The organism is Aquimarina sp. BL5 (assembly GCF_003443675.1).
In the GTDB taxonomy this organism is placed as follows: Bacteria; Bacteroidota; Bacteroidia; order Flavobacteriales; family Flavobacteriaceae; genus Aquimarina.
In genome coordinates, this window is sequence record NZ_CP031963.1 from 5,835,052 (window position 1) to 5,852,781 (window position 17,730).

Consider the following 17,730-nt stretch of genomic DNA (forward strand, 5'->3'; position numbering starts at 1 on the left):
AATGCAAAAAGATTTAACGATAAGAGATATAGATAGAATTATTGAAATGGCTTGGGAAGATCGGACGCCTTTTGATGCTATTTTAATGCAATTTGGATTAAAAGAACAACAAGTTATTAATCTGATGCGTAAAGAAATGAAGCCATCTAGTTTTAGAATGTGGCGAAAAAGAGTGCAAGGCAGAAAAACGAAACATATGAAAAAGCGTATTTTTGAAGATGGTAGATTCAAATGTTCCCGACAAAGACAGATTACACATAACAAAATTTCAAAAAGATAGAGATGAGTGATAAAAAACCAGATCAGGTAGTTTATAATGAAGAGGAAAATCGTTACGATGCAGCATTAAAACCTTATGCAACGGATGTGGGTGCTCCTGTAATAACAATTCCAGATACTATAGCCTGGAAAAACACAAATGTGCATAAGGTAAATAAACAGGTAAAAGCAAAGTATGACGAACTAAGAGCCCAGTATGATGTTTTGATTGAGCAGTTTGAGTATAATAACTTAGTGTATAATGCTAAATTCACTTTTGAACCTATAGTAGGAGAGGTGTATCACCTTTATAGAAATAGAAAAGAAGAGCCGTTTTTGTCTATTATAGCTCCATCTGAATGTAGTTTTGATCATTTAGGTACCTTTAGGTTAAATGCGGATAAAATGTGGGAACGTTTGTAATTTGTTATTGAGTAGGGTGAAATATATTATAGCCTGTCTCTTCATATTTCATTTTAATCAAGCTTTAGTATTTAGAAAATAAAACTCTGAAGGTTAAAATGTTTCAATGTTGACACATTTGTAGATGAGATAATTTTATACATTTGAGCATGAAAAACGATGAGTTTAATCATAAAAGTTAAACTGACTTTTTCTAAAATTATTTTTATGTAATGTTCAAATTCGTTTACACACCATTCCCTAGACCTAAAAAAAACTTTAAAAACATATTTAATATTTTTTTGTTAGGGTTTATAGCTAGTTTATTCATTATACTTTTTAAGCCATTTGCTATAGTCGATAACGGTATCTGGTATGTTAAATTAATTATCATTGCCATGGGAGTCATTTTTTCATTGTCTATCTATACAATGGAATTCCTTGTTCCTAGTGTTTTTAAAAAACTATTTCAAAAATGGACATTAGGTAAAGCTGTTTTATGGTATACAGCAATGATACTTTTTGTGAGTGGTGTTCTGTTTCTAGTTAAGAGTTTTCTGGCAGAGTTCAATGATTTTACTTTATTAGAATATATAAACGTTATAGGAAGGGTTTCCGGGATAGGTTTAGTTGTTTCTTTTTTTACCTTAGGAATTGTTAGTTATTTTAATCGTCAAAAGATTGCGTTACTATCATCAAAAGAAACATATCAAATTACTGCACCTAGAGTTAAACCTATAGAGCTAAATCTTGATGAAGTAATGTATGTTATGAGTGACGATAATTATGTGGATATACATATTAAATCAAATAATAAAAGAGAGAAAATAGTATTTCGCTCTAGTCTTAAGAATATTGAAAACCAAATAGTGAATCCGATATCACCAATATGTCGTTGTCATCGCCAATATTTAATCAACACAAATTTCTTTAAAATAAAAAATAGTAAGCGCAGAAATATGTCAATTGAGCTTAAAGAATTTGAAGATGAAATTCCAGTATCTAATAAATACACTAATACTGTTTTAAGTTTATTGCATTCTCGCCCCTAAAACTTGTTCATTCCCCACAAAGCCTAATGTTTATTGAGTTTTTAGTCTTTTGTGTTATTCATTTGTGAAGTGAATTTTTAAATCATTAATCAAATGAAAACTTCAAAAAGAATGAAAATTATTATTACCGTGCTATTTTGTGTTACATTGACAGCGAGCATATTTGCTCAAGGAACTAGTGTTTCCGATGTACTGCCAGAAATTACTAAGGAAATCAAAATTACTTCTAAGAAAGAGGCAGAGAGCATCATAAAAACCTATGTTAACGATTATAAAAATGATCGTCATGCCAGTGAAAAACGTATAATAGGGATAGAAGTGCCAGAAGCTAATGGAAAATGGACCATTGAAAGTACTGGAAAAAAGAAAAGTGAAAAACAATGGGAGGTCAATATCAAAGAGGGGTTGCCAAATATTCCAACTTATGTCTATCGTATTGAGCTAGAAACCTTAAAGGCTATTGGCGAAGGAAAGATCAATGCATTAACAGCTCAGGGAAAAGCTTTTGGTAGTGATTATACACCAATGAGCGTTATAGAAATAAACGGGTACAAACCCACTGTAGACGAAGATGGTGATTTGAATGCCTTTTCGTTTCATTTTTGGACTAAAGGTTTTCCAGAGATAATTCCATTTCATGAGAAAGCTACACGGAAAGCACATGGCTCCAATTTTACCGTTTTTTATTATGAGAAAGGATTACGTACCGCTTGGTACAGTGTCTCTCCTGGAGATAAGGTACGTGATGACCCTCGCGAACAAGCCAATCCGTTTCCCATGATGTGTGTAATGATCAAAGGAACTATTGAGGGTGAGGTTGATGGTGAGCGTATCACTGTTTCGGCAGGAAATACCATATTTATTCCAGCTAATGTAAATCATAAATGGTGGAACGATTCGGATAAACCCGCAGAAGCAATTCTTATCATGTTTGGTAAAGGAGCTTAAGTCAATTAAAGGTTAATCCGACTTCATTTTAATAGGTTAGTGGAAAAAGGGAGGGAGTGGTGTAAAATCAAATTCGCACAGAACCTTTAGGGATGATCCCTTTTCTTTTTCTATTTACTTATGAAAAACTTTGATTTTCGATATTGTTAACTAAAAAAATAAAAGCCTTGTAAATCAATTGATTACAAGGCTTTTTGCGGAGAAAGAGGGATTCGAACCCCCGGAGGTGTGACCCTCAACAGTTTTCAAGACTGCCGCATTCGACCACTCTGCCATTTCTCCAGTGTTTAGTCTCATCAGGTATTTCCTGAATGCGGGTGCAAATATAATAACCTTTTTTAATTCTAGGAAGATTTTTTACAATTAATTTTAGTAATTTTTTTTAAGAAAACATTCGCAAAATGATCTCCCTCTAAATCTGTATATTGCATAGTGTTATAAAAAAAAAGAATTTAATGAAAAGTATTTTAATTGTATTTAGTTTATCTATTCTTTATTCCTGCGGCAGTTCACAGAATTCATCAAATACAGGTAGTTCTAGTTCTTCAAAAGCAAAAGAAGATAAATTGGATGTTACATCTTATGCAGAAACTATAACTGCAGAAGAACTTAAAGAGTATTTGTTTACGTTTGCCGGAGATGATTTTGAAGGTAGAGATACAGGAGAGCCAGGTCAGAAAAAAGCAGCAGAATTTTTAAAAAATCAATATAAAAGAATGAATATCCCATCACCAATTGGAGATGATGATTATTTTCAGGTGATACCGGAAAGTTATTTTAGAGGAGGTATAAAATCTTCAGAAAATGTTTTGGCATATATAAAAGGTTCTGAAAAACCTGATGAAATAGTAGTGTTGTCGGCTCATTATGATCACGTAGGAGTGGATAGTAAAGGAAATGTATATAATGGAGCAGATGATGATGGATCAGGAACTGTTAGCCTCTTGGAGATAGCAGAGGCTTTTGCAAAAGCCGCTAAAGATGGTCAGGGACCTAAAAGATCTATATTATTTTTGCATGTAACTGGTGAGGAAAAAGGATTGTATGGGTCGAAATATTATACAGAAAATCCTATTTTTTCATTAGAGAATACTATTACGAACCTGAATATAGATATGATTGGTCGAATTGATAAAGATCATGAAGGTGATGATAAGAGTGATTATATATATTTAATAGGTAGTGATAGATTGAGTACAGAATTACATAATTTAAGTGAAGAGGCAAATACTAAATATACCAAACTGAATCTTGACTATACCTATAACGCAAAAGACGATCCTAATCGATTCTACTACAGAAGTGATCATTATAATTTTGCTAAACATAATATTCCGATTATATTTTATTTTAATGGTGTCCATGAAGATTATCATCAGATAACTGATACTCCGGATAAAATCGAATATGATCTAATGACTAAACGAGCTAAATTGGTCTTTTATACAGCTTGGGAAGTGGCAAATAGAGAAAAAAGATTAGTAGTAGATGGTATTGGAAGTGAGTAGCCAACGTTTTTATAACGGTAAAGAAATTTGATTGACTATAAATTAAAAAGACTCTGCGTAAACAGAGTCTTTTTTTTCTAAAGGGTGGAAGACGGGATTCGAACCCGCGACCCTTGGTACCACAAACCAATGCTCTAACCAACTGAGCTACAACCACCATTTAATTTCGGCTGCAAAAATAAGGCATTTTTATATTTCTACAAAACAAAAAATGAAATTATATTAAATCAAAAATGGAATCTACTGCGACATAGCGTTCTACGGTATAACCTTCTGCATGTTCTACACCAATAATTCTACCTAAATCGGCTGCTCGATACTCAATACTGTCTTTAAAATTCTTACTTGATATTGGAGTAGATGGAGCTTTACTGTCGGTGTCGTAAAATTGAGTTTTATATGCCATTACGCTTTCCATCTTTTTATCCATATATCCACTTATATCGACAACAAAATCAGGGTTAAGAATCTCCCATTGAATATAGTGATATACTTTTTTAGGTCTCCAGGCTTCTTGAGTCACACCATTTATAGATGTCTCTATTTTGCGTAAACCAGATAAGAAACAAGCATCACTGGTTAATTTACTTCCTTTTCCGTGATCTATATGACGATCCTTAACCGCATTACAAAGAACAATTTCTGGTTGATATTTTCTTAAGATCTTAATAATAGCTAGTTGATGAGTCTCATCATTCGTAAAGAAACCATCTCTAAAACCCAAATTCTCTCTAACCAATACGCCAAGTATTCTTGCGGCATCTTTTGCTTCCTGATCTCTTATTTCAGGAGTACCTCTTGTTCCCAGTTCTCCTCGGGTAAGATCTAGTATTCCAACTTTTTTACCGTTATCTATTTCTTTCGCTAGCGTGCCCGAACAACTTAATTCCACATCATCTGGATGTGCACCAATAGCTAGAATATCTAATTTCATATTAGTGTTCAAGTTCTAGTATCTTAATTTTTTCTAATGCTTGTTCTATATCGCTTATCAAGTCTTCTTTTTCTTCGATACCTACACTAAATCTCAATAAGCCATCTTTAATTCCTTGATGTTCTCTTTCTTCTTCTGTAAGTAGGGCATGTGACGTCAATGTAGGGGAAAGGATTGTACTTTCTACTCCAGCAAGACTCATAGAACTTTTGATTAGTTTTAGCTCTTTTTGAAATTTACTTGCATCCAGACCTTTTTTTAATTCAAAAGACAACATGCCGCCAAATCCTTTCATTTGCTTTTTTGCTATTTCGTAATCAGGATGTGACTTTAATCCAGGATAATACACAGCTTCAATATCAGCGTGCTTTTCTAACCATTTAGCCATTTTTTTTGCATTCTTATTTTGCTGCTTAACTCTTAATCCTAAAGTTTTAATACTTCGTTCTAGCATCCATACAGTAAAATCACTTAAACTGCCTCCTAGATTTTTTGCTAAATGAAATATTTGTTCAATATTTTTTTCTGTAGAAACAACGGCTCCGGCAAGTATATCACTGTGCCCTCCTAAATATTTTGTTGCAGAATGTAGAACAATATCAATACCTAATTCTATAGGGTTTTGATTTACTGGTGAAGCGAAGGTATTATCAATCATCGTTATAATTCCTTTCTTCTTTGCTAATTCTGATATCGCTTTAATATCTGTTATCGTTAATAGAGGATTAGAGGGAGTTTCAATATATATTACTTTAGTGTTTTCTTTAATTTTTTCTTCAAATCCACTAGCATCCTGGGAATCTACAAAAGAATATTCTATACCGTATTTATTGAATTCTTCATTCACCAGATTGACAGTTCCTCCATATAAAGTTCGCTGTAAAACTATATGATCACCTTTTCTAAGAAAAGCCAATAAAGTAGTACTTATTGCTGCCATACCACTACCAAAGATCAATGATGATTCTCCTTGTTCTAACCGTGCAATTTTTTTACATAATGCTTCTTGATTAGGGGTGTTAAAATATCGTGGATATCTTTTGATATCCACATCCTCAAAGGCATATGATGTAGAAAGATAAATAGGAGATATTGCTCCTTTAAATTGTTTGTCTTCTATTTCCCCAATATGGGTGCAAATAGTATTAAAACCTGTGTTTTTTGAGTTCATGTTTGTGTAATAAGCTTAGAAATTGTGCTCTAAAATAATATATTCATTGATAAGTACGATATGCTTTAACAGAATAAATTATACAATGAGATAGTTGTTAGAATCTAACTTATATACTTCACTTTCGAAATATTTTTCATAATGGTCTGGAAGAATTGTTGAGTGTCATAAGGTTTAATGATTACATCATTCATTCCTACGGATAATGCCTGATCTCTAATTTCTCCTTCTTCTACCGCCGTAAGTGCAATAATAGGGATATGCGTATTAAAAGTTCGGATTACTGTAGTAGCATCTAGTCCATTCATCTCTGGCATATTGATATCCATTAGAATTAGGTCAAAACTTTCGCTTTTCACCATTTCTATTGCATTCATACCATTACTAGCTAAATTACAGGTATATCCTTTTTTCTTTAAGATGTTCTGGGTTACAATCTGATTGATTTTATTATCATCAACAATTAAAATATTAAAATTAGTTGTTCCAATACTAATTGTTTCACCCGTTTTGGATGAAATATCCTGTTCTTTAATCGCTTTTTCGTAACTCAGATCAAATGCGAATTCAGATCCAACTCCATCTTCGCTATTGATAAAAATTTCACTGTTATGGAGATGAATTAATTTTTTTACAATAGCTAAACCAAGTCCCGTACCTTCGTATTCCTGATTTTGATTCTTTACTTGTGCAAAATTATCGAAAATAGTCTCCTGTTTACTTTTCGGAATACCAATACCATCATCTTTAATGATAAAACGTAGTTTATAATTATCATCCTGATAATCAAGGCATTTTACTTTTATCCAGATGTTTCCGTTGTTTGTAAATTTAAGAGCGTTACCGATAAGGTTGATTAATATTTGCGATAACCTTACCGAATCTCCAAGTAGCGTGGTCTTTATATTGTGGTCGATATCAATATGTACTGTATTGCTATTATGTTTTTGTTTCGAATGAAGCGAATTTACGATCCCTTCTATGAGTGATCTTAAGTCGAAAGAAACTTTTTCTAGTTTAACTTCATTAGTTTCTATTTTACTTAGTTGTAATACATCATTAATTAGAGCAAGTAAATAATCTCCAGAGAATTTTAGAGATTCTAGATATTCATTTTTCTTTTTCTCTTCTGGATTTTCCATAAGAAGAGAAGTAAGACCTATAACTCCATAAAGAGGTGTTCTTAGCTCATGGCTTACAGTAGATATAAACTGTGATTTAAGAGTAGAAACTTGTTCAGCAGTTTCCTTAGCATTTACAAGTTCTTTGTTTTTCTCTATAAGATCGTTGTTTAGTTTCTTCTTTTGTAAATTATTCTTGTAAGCACTGATTAAAAATGCAAGTGAAATTAAAATTAATACAACTCCCAGAATAATACTGATCTGCCATTTGATCTCTTTAGAATAATTTTCGTCATCTTTCTTGTTAGCTTGCTCAACTTGATCTTTCATCTGATCTACTCCAAATTCTATAGTTGCTTTGAGTAGCTCAATTTCTTTTGTAAGATCTTTCGATTTAGAAAGGCTTTCGTAATGTTTTTCTAGAAAAGGGGTTGCTAATTCAAACTCTTTTTGGTTTTTGTGAATTTTATACTTTGTCATATAAGAAGTAGCAAGCTCCTTATGATACGTGGAAATTAATATCTTATTATTGTTATTATTATTAATTTCATCAGTAGCAAAGGTTATTGCATTTTCTAAATGTTCATTAGCTCTTTCATATCTTCGGACTCTTAAGAAATACTTACCAAGCAAATTGCTTAATTTGGTTTTTTGAGGACTTGATATATTCATATCCGAACCAATTAAAGCTCTTACCTTGGTCAAATATCCATCACTGGTTTTGTAGTCATCATTATTAATGTAATATTCTGCAAGATTTAATAATGGTCTCACCATTTTCGTGGTATCCTTTATTTCTTTTGCGATTTGATAACCTTTATTGTAATGTTTAATTCCTTTATATAAAGTAGAATCTGATTTGATAAAAAGGTTTCCTAGATTATTATATAACTTTGCTTTTAGGTAAGTAGTCTTAGAACTTGAAGCATAGGTAAGTGCAGTTCTATAATTCGTAATAGCAATACTTTCTTGGTTATTCAATTCGTGTACGCGAGCAATAACATCGTGAATCTTAGCTAGATTTTTTTCATCATCATTATATTTCGCAGTTTTATATGCTATCTGAGCCTTTTCTAAAGCCTGCTCATATTTATATTCTTCTAGTAGAACTTCAGCTTCCTCTATGTACGATTGAATATCATTTCCATCCAATGAAGTTTGGGCCAAAGTATTTAGTGAAATAAATACTATAAATATTATAACTACTTGATTAATAAAGTTTCTCAACTTGTTAAGTTTTTAGTCAATGGTTAAAGCGAAAATACAAAAATAGATTGTATGAAGTGTTAATCATCGTGTAAAAAGAACAATTTATCCGTAATTTGTGTAAGGTATTTCATTTTATTGTAAGAATATTTTAAATGGCTGAAGGAATTTTAATGTATTGACAAAAACTATCAATACATAGAAAATTAAAATTATCCTTGTATACAGGTTTGATTAGGAGATGTATATTTGCCACTTGAAAAAAATAATTAATCACACTTTTAAATAGAGAAAAAATGGCATTTGTAGGTAAAAAATTTCCAGATCTTAGCGTTGATGCAATGAATGATATGGGAGATACTTTCAAACTTAATGTGTTGGAAGAAGCAAAAAATAACAACAAAAAAGTATTATTATTTTGGTACCCAAAAGATTTTACTTTTGTATGTCCAACAGAATTACACGCTTTTCAAGAAGCTTTAGCAGAATTCGAAAAAAGAAACACAATTGTTATAGGAGCTTCTTGTGATACTCCAGAAGTTCATTTCGCGTGGTTGAATACTTCTAAGGATAATGGAGGAATTGAAGGTGTTACGTATCCAATATTAGCGGATTCTAACCGTAATCTTTCTAATACGTTAGGGATTTTGGATATTACTAACGAAACTTATAATGAAGAAACTGGAGTAGTGACTGTAGAAGGTGACAATGTTACTTATAGAGCTACTTACCTTATAGATGAAGAAGGGACTGTTTTTCATGAAGGAGTTAATCATATGCCAGTTGGTAGAAATGTAGCTGAGTTTTTGAGATTAATTGATGCTTATGCTCACGTTCAGAAAAATGGCGAAGTATGTCCTGCAAATTGGGAAGAAGGAAAAGATGCTATGTCGGCTAATAGAGATGGAGTAGCTTCTTACTTAGCTTCTCACTAAGAAATAATAGTTTAAAAACTTCTTCAAAATTTATGTTTTGGAGAAGTTTCTTTTATAGTTTTATAAATTATGGTTCAAGAATTAACAACGGATAACCTTTCTGAGGTAATAAAAGATAACAATACAGTAGTAGTTCAGTACTCTGCAACTTGGTGCGGAAACTGCAGAATTATGAAGCCTAAATTTAAAAAATTAGCTTCAGAAAAAAATGATACCGCATTTGTTATAGTGGATGCTGAAAAAAATCCTGAATCTAGAAAAATGGCTACAGTGGATAACCTTCCTACGTTTGCCACTTTTAAAAATGGAGTTTTTGTAAATCAGGTTCAGACAAATAAATTTGACATTCTAAAAGAATTAGTAGATGAAGTTGCCAATAATTAAACACCTTACTTCTTTTATTGAAGAAAACGATGAGGATTTTGTGGTAGAAACGATTGAAACATTAGAAACTCTTACAGAAGTTCCTTCTCTAAAAGATGAAGAGTTAGATGTGATAGGAGAGTTGATTTCTAATATGTATGGGGCTATAGAAGTAAGTAAAATGATTAAAGATGGTACTTCTAAAAAAGAAGCTTTAAATAGTTTCATGCAACGTGTAATGGGGTCTATTGATTCCTAAGAAACTTCTTGAATAATTAAAAAAAAGCCTTCTGTAGTAGAAGGTTTTTTTATTTTCATTAAACTTTGTGTAAAATGCCATATAATCTTACTAATTTTATAGCTCTAAAAAAACACAAATAATATTATTATGGCTACAATAACACTAGGTGGAAACGCAATACATACAAATGGTACTTTACCTAAAGTAGGTGAAACAGCTCCAGATTTCGAATTAGTGAATACAGATTTGTCAGAGGCAAAACTATCGGATTATAAAGGATCAAGAGTAGTACTGAATATATTTCCTTCTATTGATACGGGGATATGTGCTGCATCTGTTAGACAATTTAATAAAGAAGCAAGTAATCTGTCGAATACCAAAGTTCTTTGTGTATCGAGAGATTTACCATTTGCTCAAGCTAGATTCTGTGGAGCTGAAGGTCTGGAAAATGTGGTGAATCATTCGGATTTTAGAGATGGGAAGTTTGGTAAAGATTACGGTTTAGAAATTGTTGACGGTCCAATGAAAGGACTTCACTCTAGAGCAGTTATTGTAGTGAATGAAGAAGGTACAATTGTACATACAGAACAAGTACCAGAAATTGCGCAAGAGCCTAATTATGCTGAAGCGATTAAAACACTGGCATAATTCTCTTATATGAGTAAAGCTTCTAATTTTATTACTGGTAGGATACGAGGTTGTGGATATGCATTAAAAGGAGCATTGATATTACTTAAAACTGAACCAAGTATACAAGTACAGGCTGTCATAGCGATTATTATGACAGCCTTAGGTTTTTATATGAATATAACTGCGACCGAATGGATTTTACAAACTTTTGCTATTGGGCTTGTAATGAGTATTGAAGGACTAAATACTACGGTAGAAGCAATTGCAGATTTTATTCATCCTGATTTTCACAATAAAATTGGTTTTATTAAAGATATTGCGGCAGGAGCAGTTTTTATAGCGGCAATAGTAGCTGTTGTTGTTGGTTGTATTATTTATGTTCCGTATTTATTCTAGAAAATTTTTTTTCCATTTTTACGTTCCAATATAGATATTCGTATTTTTGCGATAACACATCCAAAAAATGGCAAAAAAAAAAGCAACAACAAAAAGGAAAACCACAAAAAAACCTAAAACTCCTTTAAAAGAAAGACTTACTTTATCAAGACAGCAAAAAGTTGTTTTGGGTAGTTTCTTATTCTTTTTAGGAATAGCATTATTCTTTGCTTTTGTGTCGTTTTTCTTTAATTGGAAAATAGATCAAAGTGAAATTTCTCAATTTCCGAGTAGAACTTCTTCGGCAAAAAATTGGCTGAGTATTTCAGGTGCTAAAGTGAGTGATTTTTTTATTTTTAAAGGTTTTGGTATTTCAGCTTTAATTCTTCCTGTTCTTATTTCTCTGACAGGGGTTTACTTGTTTTTTGACTTGAACAGAAAGAAATTAGCGGGATTCTGGTTTTGGGGAACACTAGTAATGTTATGGATTTCTGTGATTTTCGGATTTGTACAAAAAGAGAGTGGTTTACTTGCAGGGATTATAGGGTATGAAGTTAATGACTTTATGCAAGATTATATTGGATTTATAGGGACCGTATTGGTATTGGCTTTTTTCGCTATTGTTTATATTGTTGTGCGTTTACGATATACTCCAGAAAAGATATCTGCTTCTTTAAAAAAGACACAAACAGAAATTACAAAGGATTATCAATCTGGTAAAAAGATTAATGGTTCTAGAAGTTTACCTAAAGAAAATAAAACAGAAGTAGCTGATAAAGAAAGCGTTTCACTTGGCGACACTAAGGATTTATCCTTGGATACAGTTATAGAAAAGGTTAAAGAAAAGACTCCTATCGTGGAGAGTGAATCTGCCAAGTCTACAAAAACAACTGTAAATGAATTTTATGGAAATCCTGATAATCAATCCGATGAGGTTCCAGAAAAATTAATAATAAAGTCAGAAGATAATCCAGAGGATATAGCGATGGAGGTAGAGACTATTGTCGAGGAAGAAGTCGTAGAAAACCTTAGTGCTAAATTGGTAAAGGATTTTGGTGAATTTGATCCAAAATTAGAGTTAGGAAATTTCAAATTCCCAACCATTGATTTACTAAAGGATTATTCAATACAAAATGGTGGGATTACTATTGATCAGGGAGAACTCGAAGAAAATAAAAATCGTATTGTAGAGACGCTTAAAAATTACAAGATAGAAATTGCTCAGATTAAGGCAACCGTTGGTCCTACGGTAACTTTATATGAAATTGTACCAGAAGCGGGTATTCGTATTTCGAAAATTAAAAACCTGGAAGATGATATAGCATTGTCGTTGGCTGCATTAGGAATTCGTATCATAGCGCCAATTCCTGGTAAAGGAACAATTGGAATCGAAGTTCCTAACAAAAAATCGACAATAGTTTCTATGCGATCTGCAATTGCATCATCTAAGTTTCAGGAAGCGGAAATGGAGCTTCCTTTATCTCTAGGTAAAACAATTTCTAATGAGACCTTTGTAGTAGATTTAGCAAAGATGCCTCACTTATTAATGGCGGGAGCTACAGGACAAGGTAAATCTGTGGGGTTAAATGCCATCTTAACTTCGTTATTGTATAAAAAACATCCTGCAGAAGTAAAGTTTGTGTTAGTGGATCCTAAAAAAGTAGAACTAACATTATTCAATAAAATAGAGCGTCATTATCTTGCTAAACTACCTGATACAGATGAAGCTATCATAACGGATAATAATAAAGTGATTAACACACTAAACTCTCTTTGTATCGAGATGGATGCCCGATATGATTTGCTGAAAAATGCAATGGTGCGAAATATAAAAGAGTATAATGCCAAATTCAGAGCACGAAAGCTGAATCCAGAAAATGGACATAAGTTTTTACCTTATATTGTTTTAGTAGTAGATGAGTTTGCTGATCTGATTATGACAGCTGGTAAGGAAGTAGAGACACCTATTGCCAGATTAGCGCAATTAGCCCGAGCAATTGGGATACATCTTATTATCGCAACTCAGAGACCTTCTGTTAATGTGATAACAGGTATGATCAAAGCCAATTTTCCAGCGAGAATAGCTTTTAGGGTAACTTCTAAAATTGATTCTCGTACTATTTTGGACACGGGAGGAGCAGACCAGTTAATTGGTCGTGGAGATATGCTATATACACAAGGGAATGATCTAGTTAGGATTCAATGTGCTTTTGTAGATACGCCAGAAGTTGAGAGGATTACAGATTATATTGGTAGTCAGAAAGCATACCCTGATGCACACTTGTTACCAGAGTATATGGGAGAAGAAAGTGGCACAAGTCTTGATATAGATAAAAAAGATAGAGATAAGCTTTTTAATGAGGCAGCAGAAGTTATTGTCACAGCACAGCAAGGTTCGGCGTCTTTATTACAGAGAAAACTTAAATTGGGTTATAATAGAGCCGGAAGATTGATTGATCAGTTAGAAGCTGCAGGTATTGTAGGCCCGTTTGAAGGAAGTAAAGCGAGACAAGTTTTAGTTACTGATTTAATAGCTCTGAAACAATTATTAGACTCAGAGTAATTATAGTAAATTTGTAGAATAAAAGAGATTTTTAAATACACAGAAATAAATAGATGATAAAGAAAATATTTTTTTTAGTAATTACCCTTTTTATTGCTACTGCTCAAGCACAAGATGCAAAACAACTTCTAGATGAAGTATCTACTAAGGTAAGAAGTTACAATAATATTGTCATAGGATTTAAATATGCCTTAAATAATCCTGCAGAAAATGTTTCTCAGGAGACAAGGGGTGATGTTACTTTATTAGGTGATAAATATCTTTTAAACCTAATGGGGACAGAACAGATGTATGATGGTAAAAAATTGCACATTGTTATTCCTGAAGATGAGGAAATTAATATTTCTTCTCAAAATGCGGAAGATGAGGCCAGCGTTACACCATCTAAGATGCTTACGTTTTATGAAGATGGATATACTTCTAAATTAGATATAGTTCAAGATGTACAGGGAAGAAAAATTCAGTTTGTAAAATTAATTCCAATCGATTCTAAGAGTGAATTAAAAGAAATTTTATTAGGAATTGATAAGCAAACAAAGCATATTTATAAACTGATTCTTATGCAGAATAATGGAACAAATATTACAATTACGGTTAATAGTTTTAAAACAAATCAGCCGCTTTCTAAAACGTTATTTGTTTTCGACGAATCAAAATATAGTAATTATTACATCAATCGTTTAGATTAGTAATATATTTAGACATTAATTTATAATCAATACACATCCCGAAGATTTCGGGATTTATTTTAGTAGCGAATAGGTGAAAATACTTGACAGATATATTCTAACGACTTTTTTAAAGACTTTTTTCCCACTCTTTATTATTATCATGTTTATTCTTTTATTGCAAACAATCTGGTTGTTTATCTCAGAGTTGGCAGGAAAAGATTTGGATTTTTCAGTGATAATAAAGTTTTTAACCTACGCTACACCTAGGTTAATACCGATGGTATTGCCACTTACGATTTTGCTTACTTCGATCATGATCTTTGGTAACTTTGCAGAGAACTATGAGTTCGCCGCAATGAAATCTTCAGGTATATCTTTGCAGAGGGCAATGAGAACTTTGTCAGTGTTTATCTTTTTCGTGGGAATTGGAGCATTTTTATTTTCTAATACAGTAATTCCCAATTCAGAAAGGAAGTTTGTTAACCTACGAAAGAATATAGTAAAAGTCAAACCTGCCATGGTTATTACTCCCAATCAATTTAATGATTTGGGAGACATAAACATACGGGTATCTGAAAAATATGGTGATAATGATCAATTTATTAAGGATGTAATTATTCATAAAAAAGGAGTTAGAGCTGGTAATTTTACTGTGATAAAAGCTACTGATGGAGAATTGAAAGGTAGTATTGATTCTGACTTGATTACACTGGTACTTAATGATGGAAATTACTATGATGAAATCCAACAGAAATCTCCTAAACAAAGAAAAAAATTACCATTTGCTAAAACCTATTTTAAACAGTATGTTCTTAATATGGACTTATCTTCTTTGGATAATGTAGATATGGATGCTCAGCAATATAGCAAGGGATATAACATGCTAAATGTAAATGGTCTTAAAAATGAAATAGATACATTATCAATCCAAGTAAATGATGAGGTTAAATCTACACAAGATGATGTAAATAGAAGAAATGGATTTAAAGAATTAAATAGAAATCTAAAAATAGATACCTTAAAAACAACAACGATTGATACATTAGATTTGATAAATGATCGATTTAATGTAAGACAGAAATCACAAATCTATAGTCTTGCATTTTCTAATGTGGATGGAGTTATTAGAAGAATACAAACATCTAAAAGAACGTTAGAAGTTAAAAAAAGAGCACTTAATAAATATGAGATGTCATTGCACGATAAATATGCGTTGGGTATTGCTTGTGTTCTGTTGTTTTTTGTTGGGGCTCCGTTAGGTGCAATTATTCGTAAAGGCGGATTAGGACTGCCAATTGTCATCGGGGTAGTACTTTTTCTTACGTATCATTTTATCGGAATTTTTGCAAAAAATGGTGCTGAGGAAGGCGGTGTTCCTCCATTTGTTGGATCTTGGCTTTCTACATTCATTATATTCCCTCTGAGTATATTTTTAACCTATCGCGCAACAAGAGATAGAGGCTTTGTCAGCTTCGATATTCTTATACAGCCTTTCAGAGATTTTTTTAAAAAGAGGTCTAAGAAGAAAAGTAAGAAGAAGGATTTAGCTACTAGTGATATAGCTTTGATGAACGAAGAACACTTTGACGAAGAAGTGGATGGAACTAAATATGATCTTTTGGTTGAGTACGACACAGATAAACTGAAAGATATTGTTAAAAACTATAGACAATATGATTATGACGAGTCGTACAGAAATGCTTCGTTAAAGATATTAGATGAAAGAGGTATTTCTATAAGTAATCTTAAGCTAAAGGGAGAGTTGGATAATGTTGATTTTGATATGGCTGAAAAGCATTATAAAGATTTTGACGAATATTCTGTTTTGACTATCACTTTAGCTTTCTTATCTATTCTTGTTAACTTAATCGTTAAAATAATTTCTAAGGAATTATCCGTGGAAACGGAAATAATGTTGATTATTTTCAATGTGTTAAGTAATCTTGGGTATTTAGTGTTTTATATTTTATCTTTTATAAGTCATAGCAGGTTCTATAGATTAATGAAGCATATGACTGAAAAACCTAATTACATATTTTTCTATTTAGGATTACCATTGTACATTTTAATTTACTTTTACTACCGTAATGTGATTAAAGAAGATATGAACAAAATCAGATAATTAGAGGATACTGTTCCATTTAAGAATTATATAAATTACCTTTGCTATCAAATTAAGAATTGTATCGTTATGTCACAGGTTACGGAGACCAAAAACAAATTCAAATTAAACACTATACAAGAAGCCATTGATGATATTCGTCAAGGAAAGGTGATCATTGTTGTTGATGATGAGGATAGAGAGAATGAAGGAGATTTTTTGGCAGCAGCCGAAAAGGCAACTCCAGAAATGATCAATTTTATGGCAACCCACGGACGTGGATTAATTTGTACTCCAATTACAGAACAACGTTGTGAAGACCTGAAATTGAATATGATGGTTGATAACAATACGGATCCTATGGAAACAGCATTTACGATTTCTGTAGATCTAAAAGGGAATGGCGTTACTACAGGTATTTCTGCTAGTGATCGTGCTAAGACTGTTCAAGCATTAATTGACTCAGAAACAAAATCTCATGAGTTGGCAAGACCAGGTCATATTTTTCCATTAAAAGCAAAAGAAGGTGGTGTTTTAAGAAGAACAGGTCATACTGAAGCGGCTATAGATTTTGCTAGATTAGCAGGGTTAAAACCAGCGGGTGTGATCGTAGAAATTATGAACGAAGATGGTACTATGGCACGCCTACCTCAATTAGTAGAAGTAGCTAAAAAATACGATCTTAAATTAGTTTCTATCGAAGACTTGGTTGCATACCGAATGCAGCATGATTCACTAATCGAAAAGAAAGAAGATTTTGATATAGTTACTCGTTTTGGTAAATACAGATTAAGAGCGTATAAACAAACTACGAATAACCAAATTCATATTGCATTAACAAAAGGAAGCTGGGCCGATAATGAACCGGTGTTAACACGTATTAATTCGACACTATTTAATAATGATATTTTAGGAACGCTAACTAATAACGCGGATAAGCGATTAGATGCTATGTTTACTCGAATTAATAAAGAAGGAAAAGGTGCAATTGTTTTTATTAATCAAGAAAGTCAATCTTTTAATTTAATTAATCGTTTAAAGGCTCTAAAGGAAATTCAAACTGGCGAGGAGGTAGTAAAAGCACCAAAAATAGTTATGGATACTAAAGATTTTGGTATTGGTGCTCAGATTTTACACGACCTTAATGTTCATAAATTACGATTGGTATCCAATACTGTACAACAAAAACGTGTAGGTATGATTGGATACGGATTAGAAATAGTAGAATATGTAAACTATTAGAAAGTAGTT

General features: G+C 32.2%; 17 protein-coding genes and 2 tRNA genes. 14 read left to right on the plus strand and 5 right to left on the minus strand.

Translation table 11 applies throughout. The features are described 5' to 3' along the window. Nucleotide 1 precedes the first annotated feature (1 nt). The 4 genes from D1818_RS24505 (at nt 2) to D1818_RS24520 (ending at nt 2,660) form a co-directional block, all read left to right on the plus strand. Nucleotides 2-280: a TIGR03643 family protein gene (locus tag D1818_RS24505; protein WP_118463012.1), complete on the plus strand. Its 279-nt coding sequence runs from the start codon at nt 2-4 to the stop codon at nt 278-280. A gap of 2 nt (nt 281-282) precedes the next feature. After that, the gene (locus tag D1818_RS24510) at nt 283-681 is read left to right on the plus strand and encodes a DUF2452 domain-containing protein (protein ID WP_118463015.1); all 399 of its coding nucleotides are present in this window, start codon (nt 283-285) and stop codon (nt 679-681) included. Between the two features lie 212 nt (nt 682-893). Beyond that, a complete protein-coding gene (locus D1818_RS24515) occupies nt 894-1,712 on the plus strand; it encodes a LytTR family transcriptional regulator DNA-binding domain-containing protein (protein ID WP_118463019.1) in 819 nt (272 codons plus the stop codon). 93 nt (nt 1,713-1,805) lie between these two features. Next, the gene (locus tag D1818_RS24520; RefSeq protein WP_118463022.1) at nt 1,806-2,660 is read left to right on the plus strand and encodes a cupin domain-containing protein; all 855 of its coding nucleotides are present in this window, start codon (nt 1,806-1,808) and stop codon (nt 2,658-2,660) included. A gap of 197 nt (nt 2,661-2,857) precedes the next feature. On the opposite strand, the gene D1818_RS24525 is transcribed toward D1818_RS24520, so the two are convergent. Next, nucleotides 2,858-2,942: transfer RNA gene (locus D1818_RS24525), tRNA-Ser, on the minus strand. A gap of 173 nt (nt 2,943-3,115) precedes the next feature. Here D1818_RS24525 and D1818_RS24530 point away from each other — a divergent pair. After that, on the plus strand, nt 3,116-4,168 hold the full coding sequence (locus D1818_RS24530; RefSeq protein ID WP_118463025.1) for a M28 family metallopeptidase: 1,053 nt from the start codon (nt 3,116-3,118) through the stop codon (nt 4,166-4,168). Between the two features lie 82 nt (nt 4,169-4,250). Here the strand turns inward: D1818_RS24530 and D1818_RS24535 are convergent. The 4 genes from D1818_RS24535 to D1818_RS24550 all read right to left on the minus strand — a co-directional run bounded on the left by D1818_RS24535 (nt 4,251) and on the right by D1818_RS24550 (nt 8,621). Next, a tRNA-His gene (locus D1818_RS24535) sits at nt 4,251-4,326 on the minus strand. Between the two features lie 59 nt (nt 4,327-4,385). Beyond that, on the minus strand, nt 4,386-5,102 hold the full coding sequence (gene bshB1, locus D1818_RS24540) for a bacillithiol biosynthesis deacetylase BshB1 (protein ID WP_118463029.1): 717 nt from the start codon (nt 5,100-5,102) through the stop codon (nt 4,386-4,388). 1 nt (nt 5,103) lies between these two features. Beyond that, complete coding sequence (locus D1818_RS24545) at nt 5,104-6,273, minus strand: PLP-dependent aspartate aminotransferase family protein (protein ID WP_118463032.1); 1,170 nt, start codon at nt 6,271-6,273, stop codon at nt 5,104-5,106. A gap of 104 nt (nt 6,274-6,377) precedes the next feature. After that, nucleotides 6,378-8,621, minus strand: coding sequence for a response regulator (locus tag D1818_RS24550; protein ID WP_118463035.1), 2,244 nt, complete (start codon nt 8,619-8,621; stop codon nt 6,378-6,380). 275 nt (nt 8,622-8,896) lie between these two features. Between D1818_RS24550 and D1818_RS24555 the strand changes: the two genes are divergently transcribed. The 9 genes from D1818_RS24555 to ribB all read left to right on the plus strand — a co-directional run bounded on the left by D1818_RS24555 (nt 8,897) and on the right by ribB (nt 17,721). After that, on the plus strand, nt 8,897-9,535 hold the full coding sequence (locus D1818_RS24555; RefSeq protein WP_118463038.1) for a peroxiredoxin: 639 nt from the start codon (nt 8,897-8,899) through the stop codon (nt 9,533-9,535). Nucleotides 9,536-9,604: 69 nt separating this feature from the next. After that, nucleotides 9,605-9,919 carry a co-chaperone YbbN gene (locus tag D1818_RS24560; RefSeq protein ID WP_027392863.1) on the plus strand — a complete coding sequence of 105 codons (315 nt, stop codon included), beginning with the start codon at nt 9,605-9,607 and terminating at the stop codon, nt 9,917-9,919. Then, complete coding sequence (locus tag D1818_RS24565) at nt 9,900-10,157, plus strand: hypothetical protein (RefSeq protein WP_118463041.1); 258 nt, start codon at nt 9,900-9,902, stop codon at nt 10,155-10,157. Before D1818_RS24560 ends, D1818_RS24565 begins: the two co-directional genes overlap by 20 nt. 129 nt (nt 10,158-10,286) lie before the next feature. Then, complete coding sequence (gene tpx / locus D1818_RS24570; RefSeq protein ID WP_118463044.1) at nt 10,287-10,787, plus strand: thiol peroxidase; 501 nt, start codon at nt 10,287-10,289, stop codon at nt 10,785-10,787. Between the two features lie 9 nt (nt 10,788-10,796). Further along, entirely contained in the window at nt 10,797-11,165 is a 369-nt protein-coding gene (locus D1818_RS24575; RefSeq protein WP_118463047.1) for a diacylglycerol kinase, read from the plus strand. A gap of 67 nt (nt 11,166-11,232) precedes the next feature. Continuing rightward, nucleotides 11,233-13,707 carry a DNA translocase FtsK gene (locus D1818_RS24580; RefSeq protein ID WP_118463050.1) on the plus strand — a complete coding sequence of 825 codons (2,475 nt, stop codon included), beginning with the start codon at nt 11,233-11,235 and terminating at the stop codon, nt 13,705-13,707. Nucleotides 13,708-13,763: 56 nt separating this feature from the next. After that, nucleotides 13,764-14,396 (plus strand): outer membrane lipoprotein carrier protein LolA, encoded by a 633-nt coding sequence (locus tag D1818_RS24585; RefSeq protein WP_370449414.1) that lies wholly within the window; start codon nt 13,764-13,766, stop codon nt 14,394-14,396. Nucleotides 14,397-14,469: 73 nt separating this feature from the next. Continuing rightward, complete coding sequence (locus D1818_RS24590) at nt 14,470-16,500, plus strand: LptF/LptG family permease (RefSeq protein WP_118463056.1); 2,031 nt, start codon at nt 14,470-14,472, stop codon at nt 16,498-16,500. A 69-nt stretch (nt 16,501-16,569) separates the two neighbouring features. Next, a complete protein-coding gene (gene ribB / locus D1818_RS24595) occupies nt 16,570-17,721 on the plus strand; it encodes a 3,4-dihydroxy-2-butanone-4-phosphate synthase (protein ID WP_118463059.1) in 1,152 nt (383 codons plus the stop codon). The last annotated feature ends 9 nt before the right edge of the window (nt 17,722-17,730 follow it).

Excerpts from the sequence above, each read along its gene's own strand:
- D1818_RS24505 (WP_118463012.1), top strand. The coding sequence starts at position 2 with ATGCAAAAAGATTTAACGATAAGAGATATAGATAGAATTATTGAAATG.
- D1818_RS24510 (WP_118463015.1), top strand. The coding sequence starts at position 283 with ATGAGTGATAAAAAACCAGATCAGGTAGTTTATAATGAAGAGGAAAAT.
- D1818_RS24515 (WP_118463019.1), top strand. The coding sequence starts at position 894 with ATGTTCAAATTCGTTTACACACCATTCCCTAGACCTAAAAAAAACTTT.
- D1818_RS24520 (WP_118463022.1), top strand. The coding sequence starts at position 1,806 with ATGAAAACTTCAAAAAGAATGAAAATTATTATTACCGTGCTATTTTGT.
- D1818_RS24530 (WP_118463025.1), top strand. The coding sequence starts at position 3,116 with ATGAAAAGTATTTTAATTGTATTTAGTTTATCTATTCTTTATTCCTGC.
- bshB1 (WP_118463029.1), bottom strand. The coding sequence starts at position 5,102 with ATGAAATTAGATATTCTAGCTATTGGTGCACATCCAGATGATGTGGAA.
- D1818_RS24545 (WP_118463032.1), bottom strand. The coding sequence starts at position 6,273 with ATGAACTCAAAAAACACAGGTTTTAATACTATTTGCACCCATATTGGG.
- D1818_RS24555 (WP_118463038.1), top strand. The coding sequence starts at position 8,897 with ATGGCATTTGTAGGTAAAAAATTTCCAGATCTTAGCGTTGATGCAATG.
- D1818_RS24560 (WP_027392863.1), top strand. The coding sequence starts at position 9,605 with ATGGTTCAAGAATTAACAACGGATAACCTTTCTGAGGTAATAAAAGAT.
- D1818_RS24565 (WP_118463041.1), top strand. The coding sequence starts at position 9,900 with ATGAAGTTGCCAATAATTAAACACCTTACTTCTTTTATTGAAGAAAAC.
- tpx (WP_118463044.1), top strand. The coding sequence starts at position 10,287 with ATGGCTACAATAACACTAGGTGGAAACGCAATACATACAAATGGTACT.
- D1818_RS24575 (WP_118463047.1), top strand. The coding sequence starts at position 10,797 with ATGAGTAAAGCTTCTAATTTTATTACTGGTAGGATACGAGGTTGTGGA.
- D1818_RS24580 (WP_118463050.1), top strand. The coding sequence starts at position 11,233 with ATGGCAAAAAAAAAAGCAACAACAAAAAGGAAAACCACAAAAAAACCT.
- ribB (WP_118463059.1), top strand. The coding sequence starts at position 16,570 with ATGTCACAGGTTACGGAGACCAAAAACAAATTCAAATTAAACACTATA.